Raw genomic sequence first — 13,559 nt, 5'->3', positions numbered from 1 at the left:
CGAAGCCGCACGCCATATGATCCGGAGGCATGTACCGAGAACTCCTGGACGCGGTGGCGGCCGACGACGCCGAGCGGGTCGAGCGGCTGCTTCAGGGCGGGGCGGGCGCCGACCCCGACGGCGACGGCGGGTCCACGGCCCTGTATCTGGCGGCGACGCGGGGCCGCGCGCCGATCGTGCGCGCTCTGCTGGCCCACGGAGCGGATCCGAACCGGATCAGCGACGGCGAGGACGAGGGGCTGCCCCTGTGCGCCGCGGCGGCCTGGGAGCGCACCGAGGTCGTCGAGGCACTGCTGGCCGCCGGCGCCGACCCGTCCGGCCGGGAGGCGCACGGCTGGACACCGGCGCTGTGGGCCGCGGCCAACGGGCGGGCCACCGCGCTGCGCGCGCTGCTCGACGCCGGGGCGAGCCCCGAGGACACCACCGACGACGGTGACACCCCCCTCACCCTGGCCGCCCGGCGCGGCGCCCTGGGCGCCGTGACCGCGCTGCTGGAGCACGGGGCCGATCCCCTGCGGCCCGACGGCGACGGCGACACGCCGCTGGCCGTCGCCCACGACTGGCTCGGCACGCAACTGGAGAGCGCGCTGCTGGAGCAGCTGAGCGAGCAGGCGCCCGAGGGTTCCCAGTTCGTCGTGGGCCGCAGCAGGGCCGCGGACGGCACCGATCTGGTGACCGTCGCGGCCGTGGGCCCGGACGGCGACCGGGTGGCCGAGGTGCAGTGCCAGCGCGGGCACGCGGCCGTCGCCACCCTGCTGGAGGACGCCACCGGCGAGCGGCGGCCGTTCGACGAGCTCGTGGAGCGGGCGCTGCCGTACCGGGACGTCGACGAGGAGGCGGAGACCTGGTGGACGGTGGTGAGCTCGCTGAGCGGGCGTGGCGACGGGGAGACCTTCGACGCGGCGGCCCGGCTGTGCGTCAGCGAGGACCCGCGCAAACGGGAGTTCGCCGTGGACGTGCTCGCCCAGTTCGGTTTCACCGACGACGGCGAGAAGCCCTACCTGGAGGAGACGCTGCCGATCCTGCGGCGGATGGCGGCCACCGAGGGTGACGAGCGGGTGCTGCGCTCGGTGCTCGGCGCGCTCGGCCACCAGGGCGACTCACGGGCGCTGCCCGAGGTGCTGGAGATCATCACGGCCGAGGGCTGGACGCGCACCCAGGCCGACCCGGCCGCGCTGGCCGCCGTGCTGCCTCCGGGGCACGCCGAAGGGCTGGCGCTGCTCATCGCGATGACCGAGGACGCCGACGAGGAGGTGCGCGACTGGGCCACCATGGGCCTGGCGGGCCTGGCCGACGACGGTGAACGGATCCGCGACGCGCTGGCCGCGCGGCTCGACGACGCGGACCTGAACACGGTGGCCGAGGCCGCGCGCGGCCTGGCCGTCCGGGGTGACGAGCGTGCCCGCAGGGGTGTCGAGCGTGTGCTGGCCGAGAGCGACGAGGACGACGACTACATCCGCGACCTGGTCAAGGACCTCTGATCCCCCCTGTGTCCCGCTGTGTCCCGCCGTGCCCCAGGTACGGTTCCGGGTCGCGGGACCGGGGGCGGAAGCATGCCGGGCCGGGTGCCGGACCGGGCGGGACCGGGCAAGGCTGAGGGCGGGGCCGAGAGCGGGAACGGGCGGGCCGAGAGCGGGACCGGGCTGCGGGACCGGTGTGCGTCCGCGGGAAGAATGCTGAGATGAGTGGCAGGCCCCGGTCCCCGGGCCGGAGGAGTTCGTTCGGATTCATTCGGAGGCCGCACGTGACCCACGACGTCTTCAACCAGGCCGACCCGCTCGACGGCCACGACGTGTCCGCCGATCCCGCGCTCGCGGAGGGCGTGATCCACCAGGGTGCCGGCTGGGCCGCCGGGGAGCTGCACCGGCTCGGCGTCCTCGCCGGTTCGGCGCGGGCCCAGGAGTGGGGGCGGCTGGCGAACGAGCATCCGCCCGTGCTGCGCACCCACGACCGGTACGGCCGGCGGATCGACGAGGTGGAGTTCCATCCCGCCTGGCACGAGCTGATGACCGTCGCGGTGGAGAACGGCATGCACGCCACCCCTTGGGCGAGCGCCCGCCCGGGCGCTCACGTGGCCCGCGCCGCCAAGTTCTACGTCTGGAGCCAGGTCGAGGCCGGGCACGGCTGCCCGATCTCGATGACCTACGCCTCGGTGGCCGCGCTGCGGCACAGCCCGGCACTGGCCGCGGAGTGGGAGCCCCTGCTGAGCTCCCGGAGCTACGACTTCGGGCTGCGTCCGCCGCTGGGCAAGCGCGGGGTGCTCGCCGGGATGGCGATGACCGAGAAGCAGGGCGGTTCCGACGTCCGCGCCAACACCACGCGCGCCGAGCCGGCGGGCGACGGAAGCCATGTGCTGACCGGGCACAAGTGGTTCAACTCCGCCCCGATGTGCGACGCCTTCCTGGTGCTGGCCCAGGCGCCCGGCGGCCTGTCGTGTTTCCTGCTTCCCAGGGTCCTGCCGGACGGCACCCGCAATGCCGTGCACCTGATGCGGTTGAAGGACAAGCTGGGCAACAGGTCCAACGCCAGCGCCGAGGTGGAGTACCACGGCGCGACGGCCTGGCTGGTGGGCGAGGAGGGCCGCGGCGTGCGGACCATCCTGGAGATGGTCAACATGACACGGCTCGACTGCGTGATCGGCTCCGCGGCCGGCATGCGGTACGGGGTGACCCGGGCCGTCCACCACGCCCGCGGCCGCGGCGTGTTCGGCAGGAAGCTGGCCGACCAGCCGCTGATGCGCAACGTCCTGGCCGACCTGGTCCTGGAGTCGGAGGCCGCGACGGCGCTCATGACGCGGCTGGCCGGGGCGACCGACCGGGCTGTCGCCGGCGACCGGGCCGAGAGCGCGCTGCGCCGGGTCGCGCTGGCTGCCGCCAAGTACTGGGTCTGCAAACGGGCTCCGATGCACGCGGCGGAGGCGCTGGAGTGCCTGGGCGGCAACGGCTACGTCGAGGAGTCGCAGCTGCCCCGGCTGTTCCGCGAGTCGCCGCTGAACGGCATCTGGGAGGGCTCGGGGAACGTGGCGGCGCTGGACGTGCTGCGTGCCCTGGTCCGCGAGCCCGAGACGTCCGAGGCGTTCTTCGCGGAGGTCTCGCTCGCCGCGGGCGCCGACCGGCGCCTGGACGAGGCGGCCGACCGGCTGCGCAAGTCGCTGGGCGACCTCGCCGACGCCGAGCCCCGGGCCCGGCGGATCGCCGAGGACATGGCGCTGGTGCTGCAGGGCTCCCTCCTGGTGCGGCTGGCTCCCCCGGCCGTCGCGGACGCCTTCTGCGCCTCCCGCCTGTCAGGCGGGCCCGGCCGTGCCTTCGGCACCCTGCCCACGGGGTTGGACCTGGACGCGCTCGTCGCGCGCGGCACCCCCCGCTGAGGCCCGTCCGTGGCGCTCCGGGGACCGGCGGCGCGAGCCCGGAGAGTAGGGTCGTTCATGGTTGACCCTTCATGATCGAAAGGAAGATCGCCATGGCGACGACACGTACCGCGACGACCCAGTGGAAGGGTGCGCTCCTCGACGGGTCGGGCACCGTCTCCCTCGACTCCTCCGGCGTGGGCACGTTCGACGTGTCCTGGCCGTCCCGGGCGGAGCAGGCGAACGGCAAGACCTCGCCCGAGGAGCTCATCGCGGCCGCTCACTCCTCGTGCTTCTCGATGGCCCTGTCCCACGGGCTGGCCCAGGCCGGCACCCCGCCGCAGTCCGTCGAGACCAAGGCGGACGTGACCTTCCAGCCCGGCGAGGGCATCACCGGGATCGTCATCTCGGTGCGCGCCCAGGTCGACGGCCTGACCCCCGAGCAGTTCCAGGAGGCGGCCGAGAACGCCAAGGCCAACTGCCCGGTCAGCAAGGCCCTCGCGGGCACGACGATCAGCCTCAACGCCGAGCTGCTGAGCTGATCACGGTCCTGCGGTGATCACGCGTGTCCCGCCGGGCACGCGTGATCACATGCCGGTGACGGGTGCGGGGGCACGGGCCGGGTGTCCCCGGGGCTCTCGCGGGGTACCGGTATCCGGCTTTTAATACCACACTAAAGTGACAACAACGAGACACCCTGACAAGGGGGCCTGACTGGAGGAGAACAGCGGCACATGCGGGAAATCTGGCCGGGGGAGCCGTATCCCCTCGGTGGCACCTGGGACGGCGTGGGCACCAACTTCTCGCTGTTCTCGGAGGTCGCCGAGCGAGTCGAGCTCTGCCTCTTCGGAGACGACGGCGACGAGGAACGCCTCGACCTGACCGAGGTCGACGGATTCGTCTGGCACGGGTACGTCCCCGGTGTCATGCCCGGGCAGCGGTACGGCTACCGCGTGCACGGCCCGTACGACCCCTCCGCCGGGCAGCGGTGCAACCCCGCCAAACTGCTCCTCGACCCCTACGCCAAGGCCGTCGAGGGCGGGATCACCTGGAACGAGTCCCTGTTCTCCTACCGGTTCACCGACCCGGGCAGCCGCAACGACGACGACAGCGCGCGGTTCATGCCGAAGAACGTGGTGGTCAACCCGTTCTTCGAGTGGGGCGACGACCGGCTGCCGCGCACCCCGTACCACGAGACCGTGATCTACGAGGCGCATGTGCGCGGGCTGACCATGCGCCACCCCGCGGTCCCCGAGGAGAAACGCGGCACGTACGCGGGGCTGGCCCACCCGGCGGTCATCGAGCACCTGCTGAGCCTGGGCGTCACCGCGGTCGAGCTGATGCCGGTGCACCAGTTCGTGCCCGAGCACGCGATGGTGGCCCGGGGGCTGACGAACTACTGGGGTTACAACACGATCGCCTACCTGGCCCCGCACGGCGCCTACTCCGGTTCGGGGCAGCGCGGCGGGCAGGTGCAGGAGTTCAAGGCGATGGTGCGGGCGCTGCACGAGGCCGGGATCGAGGTCATCCTCGACGTGGTCTACAACCACACCGCCGAGGGCGACCACATGGGGCCCACGCTGAGCTTCCGCGGCATCGACAACACCGCCTACTACCGGCTGCACGACGGCGACCGGCGCTACTACCTCGACTACACCGGATGCGGCAACTCCCTCAACGTCCGCTCGCCGCACGCCCTGCAGCTCATCATGGACTCGCTGCGGTACTGGGTCCTGGAGATGCACGTGGACGGCTTCCGGTTCGACCTGGCCGCCGCCCTGGCCCGGGAACTGCACGACGTCGACCGGCTGAGCGCGTTCTTCGACCTGATCCAGCAGGACCCGGTGATCTCCCAGGTGAAGCTGATCGCCGAACCGTGGGACGTGGGCCCCGGCGGTTACCAGGTCGGCAACTTCCCCCCGCTCTGGACGGAGTGGAACGGCAAGTACCGCGACTGCGTCCGCGACTTCTGGCGCGGCAGCGGATCGGCGCTGCCGGAGTTCGCCTCCCGGCTGACCGGCTCCGCCGACCTGTACGCCGTCTCCGGCCGCCGCCCGGTGGCCTCGATCAACTTCGTCACCTGCCACGACGGGTTCACGCTGACCGACCTGGTCTCCTACGACCGCAAGCACAACGAGGGGAACGGGGAGAACAACCGCGACGGCACCGACGACAACCGGTCGTGGAACTGCGGGGCCGAGGGCCCGGTGGAGGATCCGCAGATCACCCGCCTGCGCCGGCGCCAGCGCCGTAACTTCCTGACCACGCTGTTCATCTCGCAGGGCGTGCCGATGCTGCTGGCCGGCGACGAGTTCGGCCGGACCCAGGGCGGCAACAACAACGCCTACTGCCAGGACAACGAGATCTCCTGGGTCGACTGGTCGCTGGCCAGGACCGAGGGTGACCTCCTCGACTTCGTCCGGGGCCTGTCGAAGCTGCGGCGCGAGCACCCCGTCTTCCAGCGGCGCCGTTTCTTCTACGGGCACCGGGCCGACGACGGCACCCGCGACATCGTCTGGCTGACCCCGGCCGGGGAGGAGATGCTGGCGGCCGACTGGCACACCGGCTACGCCAAGTCGCTGACCGTCTTCCTGAACGGCGACGCCATCACCGAGCCCGGCAGCCGCGGCGAGCCGATCGTGGACGACTCCTTCCTGCTGCTGATCAACGCCCACCACGAGGACATGTCCTTCACCCTGCCCGGGGCGAGATACGGCGGGTGCTGGCAGAACGTGCTGGACACCGCCGACGACCGGCCGTGGAAGGCGCTTCAGGAGGGGTCGTGGCCGGCCGGGGCGGTCGTCCCGGTCACCGGGCGCTCGATGCGCGTCCTCCGCTGCGCACGGGCCGTCTGACGCGATACGGCCGCACGAGGCGCGGGGCCGCCTGACCCGATACGGCCGACGAGGGCACGAGGCCGCCTGACGGGGCGACCGGATCGAGCACAGGGCCGCCTGACGGGGCATGAGCGGACGGAGCTCCCCGCCCCGTGGTCTCCGCGCTGTGTCCCCGCGCCGGGCTCACCCCGCCGAGTTGGGCGATCCGTCCGGTCTGCGCTGTGCCAAGGTGGGAGGATGCGCCTCATCCATTCCGAGAGCCACCCCGGGACCCGTTCCGAGACTCGATCCGAGATCCACCCTGGGCCCCAGCCCGAGACCCGGTCCGAGCCGTCGGCCGAGATCGACCTCGCCCGGCTCTACGCCTACCCGGCCGGCCCGTGCGTCCGGATCAACATGGTCGCCAGCGCCGACGGCGGCAGCTGGCTGGACGGCCTGTCGGGTGGGCTGTCGGGCAGGGGTGACCGGAAGGTCTTCGGCGTGCTGCGCGGGCTGGCCGACGTCGTGCTGGCCGGTGCGGCGACCGTGCGGGCCGAGGGGTACGGCCCGGCCCGGCCGCGGGAGTCGTGGCGGGCGCTGCGCGCGGGCCGCCCCGCGGCGCCTCCGGTGGCGGTGGTCACCCGGGGGCTCGACCTGGACCTGACCGGCCCGTTGTTCACCGAGACGGCGCCGGAGGCGCGGACGATCGTGGTCACCTGCGAGGCCGCTCCCCCCGAGCGGCGCGCCGAGGCCGCCCGGCACGCCGAGGTCGTGCTGGCCGGGGGCGACCGGGTGGATCCGGCGCTCGCGGTGAAGGAGCTCGCCGAGCGCGGCCTGACCAGGGTGTTGTGCGAGGGCGGCCCGAAGATCAACGCCCAGCTGGCCGCGGCGGGCCTGGTCGACGAGCTCTGCCTGACGGTGAGCCCCCTGCTGATCGGCGGAGACGCCGCGCGGGTCCTCGACGGCCCGTCCTCCCACACCCCGCTGCGCCTGGCTCACGTGCTGGAGGAGGAGGGCTTCCTGTTCCTGCGCTACGTCCGGCGGAGCGGCCCGCTGCGGGAGGACGGGGACGGCTGACGGCATTCGGCCGGCCGGGCCGGCGCCGTGCGTATCGAGGAGGGTGGACCGGAGCGGGCCTCACCGGGATGGTGTTGCGGCAGGTCCGGGTGTCCGCGAAGTCGTACGCATAGACAGATGCCCACAAAAACGATATATCTCGACCATGGAACGATCATTCTCCTCCGGCGACGACCTCCGCGCCTCCCTGGAGGCCCGCCGCGACCTCGGGCCCGAGTACGAAGACTCTCTCGTCGAGGGCTTCCTGGAGAAGGTGGACCACGAGCTCGACAGGCGGGTGGACGCACGGCTCGCCGCCCGCGCCGCCGCGGCGGCCCCCGCCGTCCGCCCGTCGGTGGAAGCCGGGCAACGGCTGGCGCTGGCGATCGTCTCCCTGTCACTGGGGGTGCCCGGGACGGTGGCGGTGTCCTACTCCGGCCTGGGCGACGCACTGCTCGGCCTCGTCATGGTGCTCATCTGGGTCGGCGTCATCGGCGTGAACGTGGCGTTCACCCTCGGCAGGCGCCGGTCGGGCTGAGCGGCCCGCACTTCCACTCCCACATCAAGCAAGCGTACGCTTGGTGAAGATATCGGTGCGGCCGACCGTGGGAGTGGCGAGTGGACGAGTACCGCAACCTGATCGGCGGCCGGCTGACGGCTGCGGCCGACGGCCGCACGCTGGACTCGGTCAACCCGGCCACCGGCGAGGTCTGGGCCCGCGTGCCGGCGAGCGGGAGGGCCGACGCCGAGGCCGCCGTCACGGCGGCGCGTGAGGCGTTCCCCGCCTGGTCGGCCCTGCCCGCGCTCGGCCGGGCGCGCTTCCTGCGCGCGGTCGCCGAGGTCTTCGCCGGGCACACCGAGGAACTGGCCAGGATCGAGACCCGCGACAACGGGCGCATCCTGCGCGACACCCTGCACCGGGACCTGCCCGGGATGACCCACCTGTGGCAGATCGCCGCCGGACAGGCACTCGACGCGGTCAAGGGCGAGACCGTGATCCTCGGCCCGACCAGCCTGGGCCTGACCCGGCGCGAGCCCTACGGCGTCGCGCTGTGCGTCATCCCGTGGAACTCCCCCGTCTCCACCTTCTCCGCCAAGGCGGCGTACGCGCTGGCGGCGGGGAACACGGTGATCGTCAAGCCCGCCGAGCAGGCGTGCGCCTCGGTGCTGCGGCTCGGCGAACTCCTGGCCGACGTGCTGCCGCCCGGCGTGCTCAACATCGTCAGCGGGCTCGGCGAGGAGGTCGGCGACCCGCTGGTCCGGCACCGCGGGGTCGACAAGATCAGCTTGACCGGCTCCACCCGGACCGGGCAGGCGATCACCCGGGCCTCGGCCGACCACCTCAAACCGCTGACGTTCGAACTCGGCGGCAAGTCGCCGAACATCGTGTTCTCCGACGCCGACCTGGACGCCGCGGCCCGAGGGGTGACGGTCGACTCGGTCTACACCGGCAACGCCGGGCAGGTCTGCGTGGCCGGGTCGCGCATCCTCATCCACCGGCCGGTCTGGGACGAGATGATCGAGCGGATCACCGGGATCGCCGCGCAGGTGCGTCCGGCCGACCCGCTCGACCTGGAGACCACGATGGGCCCGATCGTCTCGGCGGCGCAGTACGAGCGGGTCGTCTCCTATCTGGAGATCGCCGGCAAGGAGGGGGCCGAGCTGCTGTTCGGCGCCCGGACGGGCGCCGACGTGGTCCCGTCCCTGCCCGGCGGCTACTGGGTGGAGCCCACCCTCTACGCCACCTCCGACAACGGGCTGCGCGTCTGCCAGGAGGAGATCTTCGGCCCGGTCGCCGTGGCCATCCCCTTCGACACCGACGACGAGGCCCTGGCCATCGCCAACGACTCCCCCTACGGGCTCGCCGCGGGGGTGTGGACCCGCGACCTGGCCCGTGCCCACCGGTTCGTCGGCGCACTGCGGACCGGCACCGTCTGGGTCAACACCTTCCGGCAGATGCCCCCCGGGCTGCCGTTCGGCGGGGTCAAGGACTCCGGCTACGGTCACGACGCGGTGCTGGAGTACACCCGGGAGAAGGCCGCGATCATCCAGACCTGACCTCCGGCGGGCAGGGACCGGGCCGGCGGGCCCGTACCGGAACCGCCACGGCACGATCGAAGGGATGGGCCCGTACCGGAACCGCCACGGCGGGATCGACGGGATGGGTCCGTCCCGGAGCCGCCACGGCGGCGGGACCGGGCACTCGACGGGACGGACCACGTGGTCACCCGTCCCGCCCACCGGTTCCAGCGCTGGCGCGTCGCCCGGACGGTGGGGCGGCGGCCGGTCCGCAGAGCGCGAGACGGCCGGACGGATGCCCCCATCCCTCACGAGGAGGCGAAAAATCCTCCCCACTCTTGAAGACGCGGAAACCACCGCCGAAGGCTGCTTCCCCGCCAAGATTTTCCAGATGCGGGCGGGCTTCTCCCGGCCGCCACGCGACCGCATAGGCTGAGGGACATGGACAAGGTGGTAAAGAGCGACGCCGAATGGCGCGTCCAGCTCTCTCCCGAGGAGTTTCACGTGCTCCGGCAGGCCGGGACCGAGCGGCCCTTCACCGGGGAGTACGTCGACACCAAGACCGAGGGTGTCTACAGCTGCCGCGCCTGCGGCGCGGAACTGTTCCGATCCGACACCAAGTTCGACAGCCACTGCGGCTGGCCGAGCTTCTACGAACCGTCCAAGTCGGAGGCGGTGACCCTCATCGAGGACCGCTCGCTGGGCATGGTCCGCACCGAGGTCCGCTGCGCGACCTGCGACTCGCACCTCGGCCACGTGTTCCACGGCGAGGGGTACGGCACGCCCACCGACGACCGCTACTGCATCAACTCCGTCTCGCTGAGGCTGGAGCCCACCCGCTAGCCGTCGGGCCGCCCGGCGAGGCCCCGCATCCGGAGCGTCCGGTCCGCGGGGCCTCGCCGCGCCGGGCCGGGTCCGTGCCCGGCCGTGCCGCGCGGGAACCGGCGGACCCCTGACAGGCCGTCCCGGGGTTAACGGGTGCCCGGAGGGGGCAGAGCGACATCACACACTGCGCGCAAGAGAATTCGCAGCGTAGCCACCAAGGAGCCCCCGTGCATCTCCGTCACAGGTGGGAGATCGTCGAGACCATCGGCCGAGTGGTCACCCAGCGCTGCGTGGTCTGCGGCAAGACCAGGGTCCGGGTCGCCCCGGCGGCCCCCGGGGGGCGTCAGCCTCCGGGGGCGGGATGCGTGACCCTGCAGTCGGAGTCGTCCGGGCCGAGGACGTTGGCCAGGACCGGGTTGCCGTTCTCGCCGAACTCACCCTGGACGAACACCACCGGGCTTGGCGCACCCAACTCGTCGACGAGGTAGTCGAGGCCCGCCTCGCACAGCTTGATGGCCTGTTTGGAGTTGTCCGCCGACTCCGGCAGGTCCGTGTATATGCGGAGGTAGCCGCCGACCAGGCGGATGTCCTTGACCCGCTTCATCGCCTTGCGGTCCTCGAAGAAGGCGATCGCCCCCTCCTCGGTGTGCCGGGACCTTCCGGACGCCTCGGCCTCCCTGTCCTTCTTGCTCTTCTTCTTTTTGTTCTTCTTCTTGCTCTTCTCGCCGTCCTTCTCCTCGCCCCCGGACCCGTTCCCCGACGGCGTGCCCGAACCGGTCGCCCCGGCTCCCCCGGGAGCGGCCGTTCCCGCTTCCGGAGTGCCGGCCCTCTTGTCCAGGTCGGCGGCCACCACGGACCCGTCACCGGCGGCCGGCTGCGGCGGCGCCGCGAGTGCGGGGGCCTCGGAGACCGCCGCCCGGACCGGCGCACCCGCGGGCCGGTCGTCGCCCGGCAGCCACATGGCACCGCCCAGCACCCCGGCCACCAGCGCGGCGGCGCCTATCGAGACGTCGAGAGCCCGGAAACGGGACTTCTTCCTCCGGCGCCCCCGCGTCCGCCGCCCGGACCGTGCCAGACCTTCGCCCGTTTTCACCCTCGGCCTCACATAGACAGGTGATTTTCCCTGAGTATGGCAAAACCAAAGAGCCGGTAAAGAACCTTCGCCGGATTGTTGCGGACCCGCAGCCCCGGCCCGTGTGTCCGTGTGTCCGCGTACGCCCCGGGGCGCCGGGTCCGCCGCCGCGGAACGGTCCGCGACGGCGAGGGCGTCAGGGCAGCTCGGTGACCAGCTCGCCGAGCGGCTTGCGGACCCCCGTGTAGAAGGGGATCTCCTCACGGGTGTGCCGCCGGGCCTCGGCGCCACGCAGGGTCCGCATCAGGTCGACGATGCGGTGCAGCTCGTCGGCCTCGAACGCCAGCATCCACTCGTAGTCGTTCAACGCGAAGCAGGCGACCGTGTTGGCACGCACGTCGGGGTAGTCTCGGGCCATCATGCCGTGCTCGGCGAGCATGCGGCGGCGGTCGGCGTCGTCCAGCAGGTACCACTCCAGGGAGCGCACGAACGGGTAGACGCTCACGTACCGGCGCGGCTCCTCCTCGGCCAGGAAGGCCGGGATGTGCGACTTGTTGAACTCCGCCGGGCGGTGCAGCGCCATCACCGACCACACCGGCTCCGTCAGCCGGCCCAGACCCGTGCGGCGGAAGCGCGAGTAGGTCTCCTGCAGGTCCTCGGCCGTCGGCGCGTGCCACCAGAACATGAAGTCGGCGTCGGCCCGGAACCCGGCCACGTCGTACACGCCACGGGTGACCACGTCCTTCTCGGCCATCTGCGCCAGAAGATCCTCGACCTCGTCGGCGATGCCCTCGCGGTGCCCGGGCGAGCGCTCGCTCACCTTGAAGACCGACCACATCGTGTAGCGGATCACCTGGTTCAGATCACGTGCCTTGGGCCGTGACGTGCCGTCCGTCATGCTCACCCCTTTGTCAGCGAGTCGGCTTTACTCTGCCATTCTCCATCGGGGTCCAGGTGGTCCAGGATCCGGGTCGCCGCGGTGCGGGCGGTGGAGATGCAGGCGGGAATGCCGACCCCGTCGTAGGCGGCTCCGCACAGCGCCAGGCTGGGCTGGGAGGCGATCGCCGCGCGGATGCGGGCGACCCGGTTGAGGTGGCCCACCTCGTACTGCGGCAGGGAGCCGCCCCAGCGGGTCACCCGGGAGTCCCGGGGCAGCCCGCGCACGCCCATGACCTCGACCATCTCGGCCATCGCCAGGGCGACCAGCTCGGCGTCGTCGCGCTGGAGCACGGCCTCCTCACCGAGGCGGCCGATCGAGCAGCGCAGCACGACCAGTTCCGGGCCGGCCTCGGCCAGGTGCGGCCACTTGACCGAGCTGAACGTGACGGCCTTGATCGGTCGTCCGTCTACGGCGGGGACCAGGTAACCGCTGCCGTCCGGCGGGCGGGGGAACGCCTCACGGGGGTAGGCGAGGGTGACGACGGCCATGCTCGCGTACTCGATCCGGGCCAGCTCGGCGGCGGCCTGGGGCACCTCGCCGGCGAGCAGGCGGCCGGCCGCGGGCGCGGGAACGGCGACGACGACCGCGTCGGCCTCGACGACCTCCGGCGCGGGCACCGGCCCGGTCACCAGCCGCCAGCCGCCCTCGGTCCGGTGCAGTTCCCTGACCGTGACCCCGGTTCTGATCTCCGCGCCGGAGGCGGCGGCCACCGCCTCGGGCAGGCTGCCCATGCCGCGCCGGAGCGTGGCGAAGACGGGTCCGGCGTCCTTGGGCGCCTCGGCCGCCATCCGCCGGGCCGCGCCGAGCAGCGACCGCTCCGACCTGGCCGCGATGGCGATCCTCGGCATGGTCGCGTCCAGCGAGAGCCGCTCCACCACGCCCGCGTAGACGCCGCCGAGCAGCGGCTCGACGAGGCGGTCGACCACCTCGCCGCCCATCCTCGCGCGGATGTACGCGGCCACCGAGACGTCACCCCTGATGAGGGTGGCCGGCAGGATCTGGTCGAGCGGCACGCGGGCCAGGCCGCCCGGACTGAGGATGCCCGACCTGGCCAGCGCGGCGAGATCGGACGGCACGCCCATCACCTGCCCCTGCGGCAGGGGCCGCAGCGCGCCTCTGGACAGGATGGCCGCCCGGGTGGTGCCGGGGTCGCGCAGATCGTCGCCGAGACCCGCCATCCGGGCCAGTTCCCTGCCCTCGGGGCGCCGGGCGAGCATCGCCTCGGCCCCCGCGTCGACCGGGACGCCCGCCACCTCGGTGGCGTGGAGCTTGCCGCCGATCCGGGGGGCGCCGTCGAGAACGGTCACCCGGACGCGCTCGCCGCCCTGCCGCAGATACCACGCGGCCGCCAGTCCGGCGATGCCTCCCCCGACGACCACCACATGTGATCGTTTTCCTTCCATGACTCCTGACCGTACCGCCCTCCCGGCCCGGTCCGGCGACCCCACCCCCGGGACTCCCGTGATCCCGTGCCTCCCGGTGCCC

The 13,559-nt window shown here is 72.6% G+C and carries 11 protein-coding genes; 8 read left to right on the top strand and 3 right to left on the bottom strand.

Annotated features, from left to right (window positions below; all coding sequences use genetic code 11):
- The first annotated feature begins 29 nt into the window (after window positions 1–29).
- The 8 genes from F4562_RS27160 (at window position 30) to msrB (ending at window position 10,080) form a co-directional block, all read left to right on the top strand.
- Window positions 30–1,481: an ankyrin repeat domain-containing protein gene (locus F4562_RS27160; RefSeq protein ID WP_184541613.1), complete on the top strand. Its 1,452-nt coding sequence runs from the start codon at window positions 30–32 to the stop codon at window positions 1,479–1,481.
- A 263-nt stretch (window positions 1,482–1,744) separates the two neighbouring features.
- A complete protein-coding gene (locus tag F4562_RS27155; protein WP_311734001.1) occupies window positions 1,745–3,367 on the top strand; it encodes an isovaleryl-CoA dehydrogenase in 1,623 nt (540 codons plus the stop codon).
- Between the two features lie 92 nt (window positions 3,368–3,459).
- Window positions 3,460–3,888: an OsmC family protein gene (locus F4562_RS27150; RefSeq protein WP_184541615.1), complete on the top strand. Its 429-nt coding sequence runs from the start codon at window positions 3,460–3,462 to the stop codon at window positions 3,886–3,888.
- A gap of 192 nt (window positions 3,889–4,080) precedes the next feature.
- Window positions 4,081–6,201 carry a glycogen debranching protein GlgX gene (glgX, locus tag F4562_RS27145; RefSeq protein ID WP_184541616.1) on the top strand — a complete coding sequence of 707 codons (2,121 nt, stop codon included), beginning with the start codon at window positions 4,081–4,083 and terminating at the stop codon, window positions 6,199–6,201.
- A 219-nt stretch (window positions 6,202–6,420) separates the two neighbouring features.
- The gene (locus F4562_RS27140) at window positions 6,421–7,239 is read left to right on the top strand and encodes a pyrimidine reductase family protein (protein WP_184541618.1); all 819 of its coding nucleotides are present in this window, start codon (window positions 6,421–6,423) and stop codon (window positions 7,237–7,239) included.
- Window positions 7,240–7,384: 145 nt separating this feature from the next.
- Window positions 7,385–7,756 (top strand): hypothetical protein, encoded by a 372-nt coding sequence (locus F4562_RS27135; RefSeq protein WP_184541620.1) that lies wholly within the window; start codon window positions 7,385–7,387, stop codon window positions 7,754–7,756.
- An 80-nt stretch (window positions 7,757–7,836) separates the two neighbouring features.
- Entirely contained in the window at window positions 7,837–9,276 is a 1,440-nt protein-coding gene (locus F4562_RS27130; RefSeq protein ID WP_184541622.1) for an aldehyde dehydrogenase family protein, read from the top strand.
- A gap of 402 nt (window positions 9,277–9,678) precedes the next feature.
- A complete protein-coding gene (msrB, locus tag F4562_RS27125; protein WP_184541624.1) occupies window positions 9,679–10,080 on the top strand; it encodes a peptide-methionine (R)-S-oxide reductase MsrB in 402 nt (133 codons plus the stop codon).
- Window positions 10,081–10,405: 325 nt separating this feature from the next.
- Here msrB and F4562_RS27120 read toward each other — a convergent pair whose 3' ends face one another.
- The 3 genes from F4562_RS27120 to hemG form a co-directional block, all read right to left on the bottom strand.
- Window positions 10,406–11,155, bottom strand: a complete 750-nt coding sequence (locus tag F4562_RS27120; protein ID WP_184541626.1) for a hypothetical protein — start codon at window positions 11,153–11,155, stop codon at window positions 10,406–10,408.
- Window positions 11,156–11,330: 175 nt separating this feature from the next.
- Window positions 11,331–12,032, bottom strand: a complete 702-nt coding sequence (hemQ, locus tag F4562_RS27115; protein ID WP_184541628.1) for a hydrogen peroxide-dependent heme synthase — start codon at window positions 12,030–12,032, stop codon at window positions 11,331–11,333.
- A 2-nt stretch (window positions 12,033–12,034) separates the two neighbouring features.
- A complete protein-coding gene (gene hemG / locus F4562_RS27110; protein WP_184541630.1) occupies window positions 12,035–13,477 on the bottom strand; it encodes a protoporphyrinogen oxidase in 1,443 nt (480 codons plus the stop codon).
- Between the last annotated feature and the right edge of the window lie 82 nt (window positions 13,478–13,559).

It is taken from the genome of Streptosporangium becharense (assembly GCF_014204985.1).
Classification (GTDB): domain Bacteria; phylum Actinomycetota; class Actinomycetes; order Streptosporangiales; family Streptosporangiaceae; genus Streptosporangium; species Streptosporangium becharense.
Note: the sequence above shows the minus strand (reverse complement) of the source record. Positions and strands in the feature narration are given on the sequence as shown.